The 16,129-nt window shown below is 52.2% G+C and carries 7 protein-coding genes and 2 pseudogenes; 8 read left to right on the top strand and 1 reads right to left on the bottom strand.

Annotated features, from left to right (window positions below; genetic code table 11):
- Positions 1-84 precede the first annotated feature (84 nt).
- The 8 genes and pseudogenes from ubiH to OKC43_RS02030 all read left to right on the top strand — a co-directional run bounded on the left by ubiH (position 85) and on the right by OKC43_RS02030 (position 14,469).
- Complete coding sequence (ubiH, locus tag OKC43_RS02065) at positions 85-1,308, top strand: 2-octaprenyl-6-methoxyphenyl hydroxylase (protein ID WP_270803775.1); 1,224 nt, start codon at positions 85-87, stop codon at positions 1,306-1,308.
- Between the two features lie 136 nt (positions 1,309-1,444).
- Entirely contained in the window at positions 1,445-2,713 is a 1,269-nt protein-coding gene (locus OKC43_RS02060; RefSeq protein ID WP_270803987.1) for an FAD-dependent 2-octaprenylphenol hydroxylase, read from the top strand.
- 416 nt (positions 2,714-3,129) lie between these two features.
- Positions 3,130-4,227, top strand: a complete 1,098-nt coding sequence (gcvT, locus tag OKC43_RS02055) for a glycine cleavage system aminomethyltransferase GcvT (protein ID WP_005346577.1) — start codon at positions 3,130-3,132, stop codon at positions 4,225-4,227.
- 84 nt (positions 4,228-4,311) lie between these two features.
- A complete protein-coding gene (gcvH, locus tag OKC43_RS02050) occupies positions 4,312-4,701 on the top strand; it encodes a glycine cleavage system protein GcvH (protein ID WP_005333898.1) in 390 nt (129 codons plus the stop codon).
- A 299-nt stretch (positions 4,702-5,000) separates the two neighbouring features.
- Positions 5,001-7,877, top strand: a complete 2,877-nt coding sequence (gene gcvP, locus OKC43_RS02045) for an aminomethyl-transferring glycine dehydrogenase (RefSeq protein ID WP_270803774.1) — start codon at positions 5,001-5,003, stop codon at positions 7,875-7,877.
- A gap of 221 nt (positions 7,878-8,098) precedes the next feature.
- Positions 8,099-8,360: pseudogene (locus OKC43_RS02040) on the top strand (IS5/IS1182 family transposase); the annotation flags it as partial.
- A 144-nt stretch (positions 8,361-8,504) separates the two neighbouring features.
- Positions 8,505-12,602, top strand: coding sequence for an HTH domain-containing protein (locus tag OKC43_RS02035; protein ID WP_130632597.1), 4,098 nt, complete (start codon positions 8,505-8,507; stop codon positions 12,600-12,602).
- The gene (locus OKC43_RS02030) at positions 12,595-14,469 is read left to right on the top strand and encodes a hypothetical protein (protein ID WP_130632596.1); all 1,875 of its coding nucleotides are present in this window, start codon (positions 12,595-12,597) and stop codon (positions 14,467-14,469) included. The genes OKC43_RS02035 and OKC43_RS02030 overlap by 8 nt, the downstream gene beginning before the upstream one ends.
- A gap of 140 nt (positions 14,470-14,609) precedes the next feature.
- Here OKC43_RS02030 and OKC43_RS02025 read toward each other — a convergent pair.
- Positions 14,610-15,634: pseudogene (locus OKC43_RS02025) on the bottom strand (IS481 family transposase).
- Between the last annotated feature and the right edge of the window lie 495 nt (positions 15,635-16,129).

Here is a 16,129-nt window from a genome sequence, read left to right as displayed (position 1 = left end):
CCGGTTTTTTGCCGGTGACCTCGCATTCGGCCAGCGGCTTTGTGATAGCATGAGGCCACCTTTTTCACTTCTTCCTCTCTGCTTATGTCTCAATCTGATGTGCGACAGGTCGATGTCACCCTGGTCGGCGGTGGAATGAGCGGCGCCGTGCTGGCCCTCTCGCTGGCAGCCCTGCTTCGATCCGATGGCTCCCCCCTCGAGATCCTGCTGCTGGAGGCAAGCGTCCCCGAACAGCACACCCATTCAGGGTTCGACGCACGCGCCATTGCGCTCTCGGCCGGTACCTGCGATGCGCTGTTGCGACGCGGACTCTGGCCGCTGTTTGCCCCCCATTGCGCCCCCATTACCCAGATTCATGTCTCGGATCGGGGCCACTTCGGTCAGGCTCGCCTGTCGGCTGCCGAATACGGTCTGCCCGCGCTGGGCCAAGTGATCGAGCTGGCAGCTGCCGGTCATGAGCTGCAACGGGCGATGGCGGCCTCTCCCAATATCCGGGTCTGCTGTCCGGCTCGGGTGAGCGAGATTGCGCCCGATGAGGAGAAGGTGACCCTCACCCTCGAGAGCGGTGAACAGATTGAGACCCGCCTGCTGGTGGCGGCAGACGGCGGCAACTCCTTTGTGCGTCAGCACTTCAAGTTGCCGGTGACCCGCCACGACTTTGAGCAGCACGCCATCATCGCCACGGTCAAAACGGCGCAAGACCCTGAGGGACGCGCCTTCGAGCGTTTTACCGAAGGGGGGCCGCTGGCCCTGCTGCCGATGCAGGATGGGCTCTCCTCGCTGGTATGGAGCGTCGGGCAGCATGAGGTGGATGAGCTGATGGCCCTCGATGAGGTGGCGTTTCTTGCCCGTCTGCAGCAGGCCTTTGGCTGGCGGCTCGGCCGCTTCGAGCGATGTGGCGTGCGTAATGTTTATCCGCTCATTCTGACCGCCTGCGACTACCCGCTGGCCCAGCGCACCGTGCTGGTCGGTAATGCCGCCCACGCCCTGCACCCGATTGCCGGGCAGGGCTTCAACCTCGGGATGCGGGATCTGGACCTGCTTACCGGCGCCGTAGCCAAGGCGTTGGCAGAGGGGGAGGATATCGGCAGCTTCAAGGTGCTGAACGGTTACTGGCAGCAGCGTCAGCGCGATCAGGCGCAGACCGTCTGGCTCACCTCTTCGCTGGCCCAGCTCTTCTCCAATGGTCACGATCCGCTGGTGGCGGGGCGCAATCTGGCGCTCACCCTGATGGGGCGATTCCCGTGCCTCAAGGCGCCGCTTGCCTCGCGCACCCTGGGCTTTGTCGCCGATGTGTGCGGCAACTAGCCAGCACTTGTTGAGTGGAACCTGTTGACCGGAAGATGGTGACCGCCATTCGTTGATCAAAACCTATTGAATAAAGAGGTGATGCCTGCGGGCGTCCCCTCGCTGGCCAGCCGGTCAGCCCTGAAAGGATGAGATGATGCAGATGCAAAATGTGGATGTGGTGATTGTCGGTGGCGGCATGGTGGGGCTGGGGCTCGCTGCGGCCCTGAAACATAGCGCCCTCAAGGTGCTGGTGGTGGAGGGACAACTGCCCGACCCGCAGCTGGGGGAGGTGGCCGATAACCGGGTCAGCGCCCTGAGTCTGGCCAGCCAGCAGATCCTGCGCCATGTCGGCGCCTGGGACGGCATTGAAGCGCGCCGCCTGCAGGCCTACGACAAGATGGCGGTGTGGGAGCAGGACAGTTTCGGCCATATCGATTTCGATGCCGCCAGCCTGCGTCAGGCCAACCTCGGCCACATCGTCGAGAATCGGGTGATCCAGCTGGCGCTGCTTGAGGCGATTGAAGGTGCCAGCAATATCCAGTTGCTGACCCCCGCCAGAGCCAAGAGCCTGCAGAGCGGCCCGGCGGGCGCCCTGCTGCTCCTTGAAGATGGTCAGGCCATCTCGGCCAAACTGGTGGTGGCTGCCGATGGCGCTCACTCCTGGGTGCGCCGTCAGGCCGATATCCCGCTCACCAGCTGGGATTACGGTCACCACGCCCTGGTGGCGACGGTGCGCTGCGCCGAACCCCATGAAGCTGTTGCTCGCCAGATCTTCACCCCGGATGGCCCGCTCGCCTTTTTGCCGCTGTGGCAGGAGAACCTCTGCTCCATCGTCTGGTCGCTGCCTGCGGCCCGCGCCGAGGCGCTCTGCGCCTGCAATGACGAGCAGTTCAATCGCCAGCTTACCGCCGCCTTCGATGCCCGCCTTGGTCTGTGCAAGGTGGAGGGGGCGCGTAGCGCGATTCCTCTTACCGCCCGCTATGCCCGCGACTTTGCTCGCGAGCGGCTGGTGCTGGTGGGAGATGCTGCCCACACCATCCACCCGCTGGCGGGGCAGGGGGTCAACCTTGGCCTGCTGGATGCTGCCGCGCTGGCGGAGCAGATCTTGCAAAATCATGCCGCGGGCGAGGATATCGGCCTGCTCGCCAACCTGCGCAGTTACGAGCGCTGGCGCAAGAGCGAGGCGGCTCGCATGCTGGCGGCGATGGAAGGGCTCAAGCGGTTGTTCAGCGGGGCCAACCCGCTCAAGAAGCTGGTGCGGGGCGTGGGATTGCGCGCGGCCAATCTGCTGACGCCCTTCAAGGAGGGGGTGATCCGCGCCGCCATGGGATTGGAGGGAGAGTTGCCCGCATTGGCCCGTCCTGACTGGGCTGTTGCTGCGACCAAGGGCAGTGCCATGCAGGCCAAGGCTGAAAAAAACTAATATTACTCGCCGTTTTTGACAACAAAAGTAATCCGACAAGGCTGATGACCCGTTTTGGGTGTCAGCCTTTAATTTTGCTCTGGAGCGAAACGTTTTTCTGCAAATTGTGACGAAACGGTAAAAATCGAAATTTAATCTCGCCTGAGTCGGCTTATGGCTGTTTTTATCACTGCATTTATCTTAGTGTCTGGAGTCAGTTTTACGGGAGGGGATTAGTTTTTTTTGAGCGGCACGCTCGCCTGCTTGTCATATAATCCGCTCCGTTCAAGGAATCCCTCTTGCCTGGCAAGGGCAGGAGCGAGCACACACTTTTGGATCCGGTCGCTTTTTGCTGTACGTAGTGCAGTCAGAGCGGTGGCGTGGGTCGCAAGGGTGGTCGCCAAAGCGAAAAGGCTTTTTGCTAAGGAAAGAATGCGATGATCCAGACTACTGTACTGCATCCCAAACACCTGGAAGCCGGCGCCAAGATGGTGGACTTCCACGGTTGGGAAATGCCCATCAACTACGGCTCCCAGCTGGAAGAGCACCACGCGGTGCGCAGCGATGCCGGTATGTTCGATGTATCCCACATGACCATCGTCGATTTGACCGGCGAACGGGTCAAAGCCTTTCTGCAACACCTGCTGGCCAACGACGTGGCCAAACTCACTGCCCCCGGCAAGGCCCTCTACAGCGGCATGCTCAATCCGGAAGGCGGCGTGATCGATGACCTCATCACCTATTACCTCACCGATACCTTCTACCGGCTGGTGGTCAACTCCGCTACCCGCGAGAAGGATCTGGCCTGGATCCGCCATCACGCCATCGATTTCGATATCACAGTGACCGAGCGTCCCGAGCTTGCGATGATCGCGGTGCAGGGCCCCAACGCCAAGGTCAAGGCTGCTGCTGTGCTGAGCGCCGCTCAGCGTACCGCCGTGGTGGGGATGAAACCCTTCTTCGGCGTGCAGGCTGGCGATCTCTTTATCGCCACTACCGGCTACACCGGCGAAGATGGTTATGAAATCGTGGTGCCGCAAGAGAAAGCCTGCGAGCTGTGGCAAGCGCTGCTGGATAACGGCGTGGCCCCGTGCGGCCTCGGTGCCCGCGATACCCTGCGCCTCGAGGCGGGGATGAACCTCTATGGTCAGGATATGGACGAGTCAGTCTCTCCACTCGCCGCCAACATGGCCTGGACCATCGCCTGGGAGCCGAGCGATCGCAACTTCATCGGCCGCGACGTGCTGGAAGCGCAGAAAGCGGCGGGCAACCAGCCCAAGCTGGTGGGTCTGGTGATGGAAGAGAAAGGGGTGCTGCGTGCCGGTATGCCGGTCACCTTCACCGCGGCAAACGGTGAGAAGCGGGAAGGTGTGATCACCTCCGGCTCTTTCTCCCCCACCCTGGGCTACAGTATTGCCCTGGCGCGGGTGCCCCGTGATATCGGTGAGCTGGCCGAGGTGGAGATCCGCAAGAAGCTGGTCACCGTGAAGGTCACCAAGCCCGCTTTCGTCCGTAACGGCCAGAAGCTGGTTTAATACCGTCTTGGGGGAGGGCTGTGCCTCCCCCATCCCTTTTCATATTCGTTTTTAAACGCGACTCAAAGATCAAAGGAAGCACAAATGAGCCATATCCCGAGCGAACTGAAATATGCCACTTCCCACGAGTGGATCCGTGTTGAAGCCAACGGCGAGGCCGTGGTCGGTATCACCGAGCACGCCCAGGAGCTGCTGGGTGACATGGTGTTTGTCGAGCTGCCGGAAGTGGGCAAGCAGGTCAGTGCCGGTGACGACTGCGCCGTGGCCGAGTCGGTCAAGGCGGCCTCCGACATCTACAGCCCGGTGAGCGGCGAGATCATCGCCGTCAACGAAGAGCTGGAAGGGAGCCCCGAGCTGGTCAACTCCGACCCCTACAGCGCTGGCTGGCTGTTCCGCATCAAGCTCGATGACGAGAGCGAGTTGGCCAACCTGCTGGATGCCGAAGGCTACCAGAACGTGGTGGACGAAGAGTAATGCCCCCGGGCCCTGCCAATACAGCAGGGCCCCTTTGTATGACCGCCAGCCGGGCAAGCACCGGCCGGTGGAAGGGTGAAGTCGCCCGCGCCTGCCGTTTGCCAGCCTGGGAGCCTAGGGGGCAAACGGGCCGGTTCGCAACAAGGCGATCCCCTCTCGATGCTGCCGCAGCATCCGGTGCCGCGCCCTGTCTGCGGGACCCAGAACATGAGTGGAGTCGGTATCAGCCGACGATCAGGAACATCAGGTCTTGGTTATCAGGATGTCATGCCAGGACTTATTTATCAGGAAATAGGGAAATGACCCAGTCACTGTTTGAACTCGAGCAAAAAACCGATTTTGTCCGCCGCCATATCGGCCCGGGCGAGGAAGAGCTGCGCCAGCTGCTGGCGACCGTCGGGGCCGAAAGCCTGGACGATTTGATTGAACAGACCGTGCCTGCCGCCATTCGCCTGCCGGGCCCGCTCGGCATCGGTGCCGGCATGACCGAAGTGGAGGCGCTGGCCAAGCTCAAGGGCTATGCCGCCCAGAACAAGATTGCCAAGAGCTATATCGGCATGGGTTATCACGATACCCATGTGCCCCACGTCATTTTGCGCAACGTGCTGGAAAACCCGGGCTGGTATACCGCTTACACCCCGTACCAGCCCGAGCTGGCGCAGGGCCGTCTCGAAGCCCTGCTCAACTTCCAGCAGCTGACACTGGATCTCACCGGCATGGATCTGGCAAGTGCCTCCCTGCTGGATGAAGCGACCGCCGCCGCCGAGGCGATGGCGCTGGCCAAGCGGATGGCCAAGTCCAAGTCCAACCTCTTCTTCGTGGCCGATGACGTGCACCCGCAGGTGATCGACGTGGTCAAGGAGCGCGCGGTTCACTTTGGTTTCGACGTGGCGGTTGGCGCCGCCAGCGATGCGGTGAGCGAAGAGGTGTTTGGTGCCCTGTTCCAGTACCCCACCACCACCGGTGAAGTGAAAGATCTGCGCGCCCTCATCGCCGCGGTACAGGCCCAGAAAGGGCTGGCCTGCGTCAGCGCCGATCTGCTCTCCCTGCTGCTGCTCAAATCCCCGGGCGAGCTGGGTGCCGACGTGGTGTTAGGCTCCGCCCAGCGCTTTGGCGTGCCCATGGGTTATGGTGGCCCCCACGCCGCCTTCTTCGCCACCCGCGATGCCTACAAGCGCTCCATGCCGGGTCGCATCATCGGTGTCTCCAAGGATGCCCGTGGCAAGAGTGCCCTGCGCATGGCGATGCAGACCCGCGAGCAGCATATCCGCCGCGAGAAGGCCAACTCCAACATCTGTACCGCACAGGTGCTGCTGGCCAACATGGCGAGCTTCTACGCCGTCTACCACGGCCCGGTGGGGCTGAAAACCATCGCCTCCCGCGTGCACCGTCTCACCACCATTCTGGCGCTCGGCCTCAAGGCCAAGGGTGTTGCCCTCAAGCACGCCAGCTGGTTCGATACCCTGACCGTGCTGACGGCAGATAAAGCAGCACTCATTGCCAAGGCCGAAGGGCTCGGCATCAACCTGCGTGCGGATCTGGACAGTGCGGTAGGGGTGTCGCTTTCGGAAACCACCACCCGTGGCGATGTAGCCGAACTGTTTGATCTCTTCCTCGGCCAAGGCCATGGGCTCGATATCGAGGCCCTCGACAAGGCGGCCCAGGCTCATCACGCCATTCCGCAGGATCTGCTGCGCACCGATGCCGTGCTGACCCACGAGGTGTTCAACAAGTACCACTCCGAAACCGAGATGCTGCGTTATATTCACCGTCTCGAAGCCAAGGATCTGGCGCTCAACTACGCCATGATTTCACTCGGCTCCTGCACCATGAAGCTCAACGCCACCGCCGAGATGATCCCGGTGACCTGGCCCGAGTTCGGCAAGTTGCACCCATTCGCCCCGCTGGCACAGGCCAAGGGCTACCAACTGCTGTTGGCCGACCTCGAAAACTGGCTGGTGAAAGTGACCGGTTACGATGCGGTCTGCATGCAGCCCAACTCAGGTGCGCAGGGGGAGTACGCAGGTCTCTTGGCCATCAAGAAGTACCATGAATCCCGTGGCGAGGGGCATCGCGATATCTGCCTTATTCCGGCTTCTGCCCACGGTACCAACCCGGCCTCTGCCCAGATGGCAGGACTCAAGGTGATCGTCACCGCCTGTGACAAATCCGGCAACGTGGATCTCGACGACCTGCGGGCCAAGGCGGCCGAGGCAGGGGAGCAGCTCTCCTGTCTGATGGTGACCTACCCCTCCACCCACGGGGTGTATGAGGAGACCATCAAGGAGGTGTGCGACATCGTTCACCAGCACGGTGGCCAGGTCTATCTGGACGGCGCCAATATGAACGCGCAAGTCGGGTTGACTGCACCGGGCTTTATCGGGGCGGACGTCTCTCACCTCAACTTGCACAAGACCTTCGCCATTCCTCACGGTGGTGGCGGCCCGGGCATGGGCCCCATCGGCGTGAAGAAGCATCTGGCACCGTTCGTGGCTGGCCACGCCGTGGTCAAGACCGACAAGGAGAGCCGTGACAATGGCGCCGTGTCGGCGGCACCGTTCGGCTCGGCCAGCATCCTGCCCATCAGCTGGATGTATATCGCCATGCTGGGTGACGAGGGGCTGAAGAGATCCACTCAGGTGGCCATCCTCAACGCCAACTATCTGGCCAAGAAGCTGGGTGACTCCTTCCCGGTGCTCTATTCCGGCCGAAACGGTCGGGTGGCCCACGAGTGCATCCTGGATATCCGCCCGCTCAAGGAGGCTTCCGGCATCAGCGAGATGGACGTGGCCAAGCGGCTGATGGACTACGGCTTCCACGCACCGACCATGAGCTTCCCGGTAGCGGGCACCCTGATGGTCGAGCCGACCGAGTCGGAATCCAAGCGCGAACTGGATCGCTTCGTCGAGGCGATGACGTCCATCCGCGCCGAGATTGCCAAGGTGCAGGAGGGGCAGTGGAGCCTCGCCGACAACCCGCTGGTCCATGCGCCGCACACCCAAGATGACGTGATGGATGCAGAGTGGTCCCGTGACTACAGCCGCGCCGAGGCGGTCTTCCCGTCCGACGCCGTGCGTGCCGCCAAGTTGTGGCCGTCGGTCAACCGCATCGATGACGTCTACGGCGATCGCAACCTGTTCTGTGCCTGTATCCCGACCGAGGATTACGCCAAGTAAGTGGCGTTTTGATCACGGCCATTTAAGTTGGAAACCGTGACATTCAAGTTGGAAACTCAAAGGCCCTGCAACAGCAGGGCCTTTTTATTATTCCGTGGACTGAGAGTCATTAAATTATAAAAATGATCGCATTTTGATCTTTCAGCCGTGTTGGGGAAGGTGCGAACAAGACTCTGGTGTGAGACTATCAGTCTCACTTGGTATCAGGGATGAGGTTCAGCATGGTCCAACAGTTTACTTTCGCGGATAGCAAGTTCAATGGTAAACGCCGCAAAACCCGCAAAGAGACATTCCTAGCCCGCATGGACGCTTTGCTCCCATGGGCCAGAATGCTCAGTGTCATTGAACCGGTCTACCCGAAAGCTGACAACGGCAGCCGTTCCTATCCACTCGACACCACGCTGCGAATTCACTACATGCAGCAGTGGAATAACCATCTGCGATGGCGCCATGGAACATGAGCTCTACGAGATTACTTCTCTGTGCGGTAGATGGGCATACAGATGACCGAGTTGATAAGAGAAGAGCCCACCAAAAGAGGTGACGCTACCAACCAATACCGAAACGGCGCAGATATCCAAGCCATTTGATAAGGAAACTCCACCTTCAGAGAGGGTTTAGAACAACATGAATATTGATTGGGATGTTGTGCGAAAAAACATAAAATTTTTAGTTGCACTATATAGACCTTCATTAGCGAAAGCACTAAGTGTACCGTTGTTGTTGGCAGGAGTAGGCATTCTCAACACTCCTTTATGGCTAGATATTTTAAATTGGCTTTTGAGTAACCAAAAATTCTTCCCAGAATATAGTGGACCAATATCAACTCCAATGTTTATAACCGGGTGGGTGTTAATTGGTCTAAGTATTTTTATTTATTTTATTGAAGTGTGGCTTCAAATTAAATCAATGCGCCAGGAAAGTGAAAAAAAGCTACTGGATACCGTTAAAAATCATCCAAAACAAACAGCGGATTTGATAGTTGATCAGATGAGGGGGGCCGGATTTACCGCTCAGCATCTTCAAGACGAAAGAATAGAAAAACTTGCCCACGAAATTACCTTGCTGAGATTTTTCGGTTCTTTTCCTAAGGAAGAGAAATCGATTGCTTTAGCAGAAAGCATTATTGATGGAGAGCTGTCCGGCGGCACCCCTCAAGTAAAAGCTAGGGCGCTAGCGCTAATTGCAAGATACTTATGTGTAGGAGAAAGGGCTCAGCTAGCGAAAAAATGGCTATCATGTTCTAAAAAATTGTGTCAAACGGAGGAGGCTGCGATAGCACAGGCCTTTATCGATGCTATTGAATTGAACAGAGTAGATGCGGCGTCTGGTTTGCTTGCAGGGGGGGCTTCAAATTATTCTGCCTTTTTTATGATTAAAAAAATAGTAGAAGGAAACGACGCTGCTTTGCTCTGGTTAGAAAGTGCAGGATTAAGCTCTCAAGATTTAGACAATGATGGCAAAGTCTTTTTGGTTTCTACATTGTTGATAGAGCATCAATGGGAAAAGGCTTTAGATTCGGCGCAGACGATAGGCGACGCATCATTTTATATTTCACCAGCACTGGCGCAGATTTCTGCGTTTGCATTCTTGGTAAATGCAATTAAGGCTGTTGAACTCCGCGAGAGCGTGTTGGCTTTTATTCCTTTAGCAGCAGATAAGTTTCCACTTGCAGATGATTCTGAATCGACAGCGCTTAGAAATAGAGCTGTCGAACTATTCAAATATTGTTCAGGTCAGGCAAGGCACCTCGGTGCTGAAGATGTCGCTAATGTATCAGATAAATATGTGCTGTGGTTACAGCTTAGAAACAGTGAAACACACGAACAAGCAATTTCAGAACTTGAGAGCTACTTTGTTAGTTACACTCAGAAAACACTTGAGAATTTGTCATTGGCATTTGCTTTTGGAATTGAAATCGATTTTGATGCGATAGAAAAGGAAGTAAATAGACAAACAGCACTAAGTCCAGAGAATGATGCAACTCTTGGTTTAGCCAGATTTGTATTGGCACAGGTACAAAAGCCAATATCGGCAGCAGTGGATTATATTAACCGCCACAGAACTCAAATGGAAGCCGCCGTTAATTCCATTGCAATTAGTATGCTAGAGATAGAGGCATTAGCGAAGTCAGGGTTGGTCGATGATGCACAACAGCTTTTACAGAAGGTCGGGAATTCTGGAGCGTCAGATGCTGATGTCAGAAAATTGCAAAATATCATCGAATCAGTTAAGGGGGCTGACCCAGTTGCATTAGCTATAAGTCAATATCAACAAAGTGAAGATACAAGTGATCTTGCTCATTTGGTTAATTTGTTAGAAAGGACAAATCGAGGTAGTAAATACTACTCATACTGCCGAGATCTTTTTTACCGTACAGGCCAGGAAACTGATGCTATCAGAGTCTGTAATGCGGCCTGTTTATTGGGGCGGTTTGCTGAACTTCATCAGTTTTTATTAGATAAGATAGATCTTGTAAAAAGAAGCGAGAGGCTGCAAGCCCATTGGGCTTGGTCTCTTTTTAGAAAAGGAGACTTAATCGGTGCTCATGAACAGATTGTTCGATTGAAGCAGTATAAGTCGCAACAGACTGATCTTAAAACTCTTGAGATCAATCTATCTATTTTTGGTGGTGACTGGGAGTCTCTTAGCATTTTTGTGGAAGATTGCTGGAATAATCGGGATGAGTTAAAGGCCAATGACCTTTTACAAGCTGCCCAGTTAGCTAAAGCAATTTCTCCACGGAGAGCAAGGCAAATTTTAGATTTCTGTACAGGAAAATATATGGATGATCCTCAAGTGCTAGCATCATCATACTTCATCGCTACAACAATGGGCATGGAGGACAATCAAGAAACATCAGCATGGCTCAATAAGGCAATAGATCTCTCTAATGACAACGGTCCATTGCGAAGGGCTTCATTCGAAGATGTAAGGGAGATGGTGTCCGAGGCTAGAGAGAAAAATGAGAGGGTCTATAAAGCCTATTTAGATGGCGATGCACCCATTTTTACAGTGGCGGAACTATTGAATAAGACAATGTCTGATTTTTATCTGATCCAGCCATTTGAAAATAAAAAGGCTAAAGATATAAGGCGGAAAAATGTAATTCCGCTATTTCATGGTGTAAGGTTGGATCAGGTCATTGTTGGTAATACAATTGTAGTCGATGCTTCCAGTGCTTTGGTGATGGAAAATATTGGTATATTAACCCATCTGTTTGATTGTTTTGAAAAAATAGTTATCCCGCATTCTTTTATGCGATGGCTTTTTGAAGAGAAGCAGAAAGTTGCTTTTCATCAGCCGAGCCAAATTGAAAAGGCAAAGTATTTTGAGCGGCTTGTTACTGATGGCAAAATTTCCGTTTTTCATCCTAAGAAAATTAATAATCCTGAGCTGGCACTAGATGTAGGTGAAGAGCTTGCGTTTATGCTAGAAGAGGTGCGTGAGAATCCTGCGAATGAGTCGCAATCTGTGGTCGTGTGTTCCTACCCTGTATATAAGGCAGGAGGCACCTTTAGAGAGGTGGAAGCTGACCTTTCTTTATTTCATCACAGTCTGACTTCATGTTCCCAATTAATAAAAAAACTCAAAGATCTAGCCGTAATCACTGAATTTCAGTGTGTTAAAGCCTTAAATTATCTTAGCCAGCACGAAAAAGAATGGCCTGTCGATCTTGAAGTGGTCAGTGGAGCACGATTATTTCTCGATTCACTGTCAATTACCTACCTGATTACCGTTGATATGCTTGATAGACTTAGCGAAGCCGGATTCGAAGTGTATGTATTTAAGGGCGAGCGCGATAGATATAGAACGCTGATAAACTACGGTTCAGTTGTCGAGCAGGCAGATTCGAAAATAGAAAGTATAAGAAAGTTGTTTTTTAATGGGCTTACATCTGGGAAAGTTACACTCGCTGAAATACCTTTAAAAAAAGACCAAGTAGCTGCTTCTGAGAACAATTATGCCAAGCCAACAGAAGAGCTTTTTGAGGCGCTAAAAATATGCGATGCAGCTTTGATAGATGATCGATTTATGAATAAGCATCGAAATATTGCATTTGATGAAAGAACAGTACCAATCTATACATCATTAGACTTTATCGAGACGCTACACCATAAAGGACTTATTTCTAAAGCTCAGAAGCTTGAATTCAGAACATTACTTCGGGAGTTTGGGTTAGAGATTGTTAGCATTTCCAGTGAAGAGCTTGAATATCACCTAAATCACTCCGTTATGTCTGATGGTGAGTTTAAACCAACTAAACAGCTAAGAATGATAAGAGAAAATCTGTTTTTGATCAGGATTAGTGGTCTGGTTCAGCTCCCAAGAGATGCCCAGTGGCTACATGAGACGATGAAGACTATTGCAAAAGCAATAAAAACTCAGTGGACCGCCGATATCTCACCTGAACTAAGTCGCGCTAGCTCCTGCTGGCTATATGAGCTTATGGGTTATAGGGAGTGGGCCCAAGCTCATAAAATAAGAGGGGATGAAGGTATGGCCTATTTAGGCGAGGTTATTAAAGTGAATTCAGTGTTGATTCCGCCGGAGTCTTTATCAGACGAGCAAAAGAAAGGCTACAAAGCATGGTTGGATGAGTTTGTTTTGGGGCCGCTAAAGGATAATGACCCGTGGAGCTTTAAGACTGTAATTGATTCGATGAAGTCGGAGGTTAAAAGTATCGCTCAGAAATCGATACTGGAGGAAGAGGTTTATGACTAACTCATATTCAGTGCGAGCTTATATGGTTTCGCACACTCTCAATTTATTCCCCAGTTTGGTGAGAGAGGAACTATTATCTGATAGTAAGTTGTTGGAAGAACTAGAGCTAGTAACAGATGTCACGATTAGTTTTGGTGATAAAGAAGTCGCATTTTCCAGAACCGCTCTCTTTAAAGCTATTCGCAGTACTTTTGACAATGTCGAGGAAGAGTCCTCCTTAGAGGATATTAATCGCAATGTTTGGTTTCTACGAAATATTCCAGAAGAAAGTTCAGCATTTTCTTTAACCAAAGGTGATGTGCAGATACTTAATAATAGTTTTTGGCCGCTTTTGGGAGATATCGACAGACGGTTAAGTATATTTGAGACAGTAGCGAAGAAGAGTTGCCTTTCGAAAGAGGAGTTTGAGTACTGGAGAGCAGTTCTCTCAATGGAGGCAGTAAGTGATGATGATGTATCTGACTTGTTGCTTGATTTGGATTTATCACCAGCCCACATTAAAGGTGTGTTAAAGAATGAGTTTCAAGGACCATCAAATAGTGTTTCAGCACTGGTCCCAAATGAAACCCGTTATTATGAACGGCTTGTGGGTAAGTACAGCGGGAGTAAAAACATTGAGGAGTTCTGTAATAATGAACTCAAGCAGTACCTCGAAGGTAGAATAGAAGGTGGAGTAACTGAAAATAATTTATTGCTTTGTATGCATAAGTCAATATCAAAAGTCATTTCAACTAGGCTCGTTGACGAAGATTCGTATCAGTCAATAGCAAAGCGAGCAATTGAAAGCAGTCATCCGATACTTTTGATATCTTGCCTTGAAATCGGTATTTTGAAATTCGCAAATTCATTAGATGCGACTCTTAAAGCTCTTTTTGAGAGTGTGTCGGCTGTAAAAACATTAGAAAATCTACGTCTTTTTTGCTCGATGGCTGTTTTCGTCGATGGTGAACTGGCGCGACTTCAGATATTTCGCAGTATGCCACCATTCTACCGGCGTCTCGCTTCACTTGCCCAGTCAGCCTTAATTGTTGAAGCTGCACTGGAAGAAAATGTTACCTTTGACAAAGTAGAGCAATGGGCGGCTCAACAGAGAGGGCTTTATTTTTACTGTCAAAATTTTATTGATCTACTAGAGGAGCCAAGATGGTTACCAACGTACTTGACAGCAGATCAATTCATTAATGAGATTTATGGACGGGTATATAATGTATGTCAAGAAGTTGGTGAATTCGAGATCGCTGAATGTCTGCAAGAAGAGCTTATGACTGGTTCTCGACTCAATATGAATTCGTTTTTACCTGGACCGTTGGAAGGTAACTCTATTCCCGCTGATGTGCCGAGAGAAATATTTAATTTGCTTGATAAGCAAGTCGGCGCTAATGTTTCATTAGCATCGTTCAAAGTTTTGATGAATTCAGCGCCTTTCTGGAAAATTGATGAAAAATATTTGGAACATACAGTTTCGCTGTTAGAAAGCGCACAGCATAAGTTATCCTCGGTAAACGATAAAGATTCAGTCTATCAGGTGCTGAACGGGTTAGCGCAAGTTTCTTGTCTGACTAGAAGCAGAAAGCTTTCTGCGTCGGTAGTGATTTTAAGTCGTCTATATCGGGACTATATTGATGTGGACTCTGAGCCCGAAAACTATCTTTCATTAGGTTTAGTCGCAGGAGCTGCCTTTGAGGATAAGAATGACTGGGCTGAATATATAGGGCAATGGTGTACAGAATTAGCATATCTGCCAATCAGTGATGATGCAATTTTTAGAATAGAGGCAATGCTCGAAAGGCTTTGCATCTTGGAACCTTATTTGTATCACACCTGTTCAAAGGCTCTAGACATATTTAAGATGCTGAGTAGAAAATAATTTGTATTATCAACTGGTGTCCTGACATTAAGGGAAGGTTAGGGAAAGAGCGAATAAGTCCTTGATGTGAGATCATAAGCCTCTATTGGTATGTACAGATCTAGTTATCACCTGACACCGGCCTCAAACCGGTGTCTTGTTTACGCTATTTTAGTGCGCACTTCCTTCGGTATCAATTTCAGACTCTTCTTGAACATGTTGTAGGGGGGTTGACCCTCCATCATCCTGCCTTGATGTGACCGCTGGGTGTTGTAGTGCTCCAGGTAGCTATCCTGGTCTGCCTGCATCTGTTCTACCGACTCATACCAGGTCGTCCTCCCCTTGATACGGAAGTGTTCATCCAGCAGTGTGCGATGCAGTAGCTCGATAAAGCCGTTGCGCTGCGGCCTGCGTACCTTGGTTGTCCGGTGCTCAATCCCCTCCAGTTGCAGGAACAGCTCGTAGGGATGGTGGTCAGGTCGTCCACAGAACTCACGCCCGTTGTCCGACAAGATGGTATAGATCAGTGCCTCGTGGGCTTCGAAAAACGGCAGTACCGTTTCATTGAGCACATGGACCGAGGTCACCGGCAGCTTGCTGGTGTAGAGCCCCCAGGCGTGGCGACTGTAGCAGTCCAGCACTGTTTGCAGATACACCTTACCAACCCCCTTGAGCGCGCCGACGAAGAAGGTATCGACCGCCACCAGTTCCCCGGTGTTGTGGACCTCAATCTGACGTTCGCGAAACTCGGGGCTGAAGCGCTCTAACAGGCGAATTTGCTCGTCATTGAGCTCAATGGTCTGCTCACGTGCGTTTTCTCAAGGCGCAGCAAGCGGTCGTGTTTGGAGAGCAAGTCGTGCCGTTGCCACACGCCACGCACTCCACCGGCACTGACGTTGATACCATGCAGAGCCAGTTCTTGGGCGACCCGCAGTGGGCCATGGGTTGGTCTGGTGAGGGAGTAATCGAGGATGGCCTGTTCAATCTCGGGAGCGACCCGATTGGGATGAACCCCTTTGCAGCCGGGCAATTTGTCGAGCAATCCCTCGGCACCATAGGTCTGGTAATTACGGCGAATTTCGTAGAACTGCTGACGGCTGTAGCCGATGAGCTTGCAGGCTTTGCTGACGTTATTGAGCTCTTTGGCGAGCTCTAACAGGCTGAGTTTTACCGGTTGATGAGTCAGGTGATGCCCGGTTGGGAAAAGACCAAAGCGAAGCTGGATGGCATGTCTAATCGCTTGTTGACGTGAGTTATCCGCTCGTCAGTCACCCACAGCCCGGCAGGCCACCCTTGCCGGGCTGAATTTTTTGGTATGGATGCATTGATTGCTCTTCGCATGGAGCCTTTTGTAGCCCAAAATGGACATTTTTTCTGAGCGGAATCACCAATCGCCTCAGAATAATGTTCTATATCCGCCGTCCTCTTATGTCAAAAAAGGAATAAAAAACATTTACTTATTATTTATAAAAATAAATATTCGTGATTATGTATGCTTATGTGATTTTTTATAAATATATGTTTTTTAAGATAAAAAATGAAATTTAGTTGAGTGTGGTATTTTTGCCATGATAGCGTCGATAGTTATTATTTATAAAAATAAATAAGTAAAAACAACGCCTTACGTGCACTGTTGCGGTTGACGACCCCCTGCCCAGTTACTAGGTTGTATGTAGGTCTG

It is taken from the genome of Aeromonas sp. Y289-2 (genome assembly GCF_027705925.1).
GTDB lineage: Bacteria > Pseudomonadota > Gammaproteobacteria > Enterobacterales > Aeromonadaceae > Aeromonas > Aeromonas veronii.
This window is presented reverse-complemented; position numbering and strand designations above follow the sequence as displayed.

What these genes read in the sequence shown, in the direction of transcription:
- OKC43_RS02060 (WP_270803987.1), top strand. Translation starts at nt 1,445, where the DNA reads ATGCAGATGCAAAATGTGGATGTGGTGATTGTCGGTGGCGGCATGGTG.
- OKC43_RS02035 (WP_130632597.1), top strand. Translation starts at nt 8,505, where the DNA reads ATGAATATTGATTGGGATGTTGTGCGAAAAAACATAAAATTTTTAGTT.
- gcvH (WP_005333898.1), top strand. Translation starts at nt 4,312, where the DNA reads ATGAGCCATATCCCGAGCGAACTGAAATATGCCACTTCCCACGAGTGG.
- OKC43_RS02030 (WP_130632596.1), top strand. Translation starts at nt 12,595, where the DNA reads ATGACTAACTCATATTCAGTGCGAGCTTATATGGTTTCGCACACTCTC.
- gcvT (WP_005346577.1), top strand. Translation starts at nt 3,130, where the DNA reads ATGATCCAGACTACTGTACTGCATCCCAAACACCTGGAAGCCGGCGCC.
- ubiH (WP_270803775.1), top strand. Translation starts at nt 85, where the DNA reads ATGTCTCAATCTGATGTGCGACAGGTCGATGTCACCCTGGTCGGCGGT.
- gcvP (WP_270803774.1), top strand. Translation starts at nt 5,001, where the DNA reads ATGACCCAGTCACTGTTTGAACTCGAGCAAAAAACCGATTTTGTCCGC.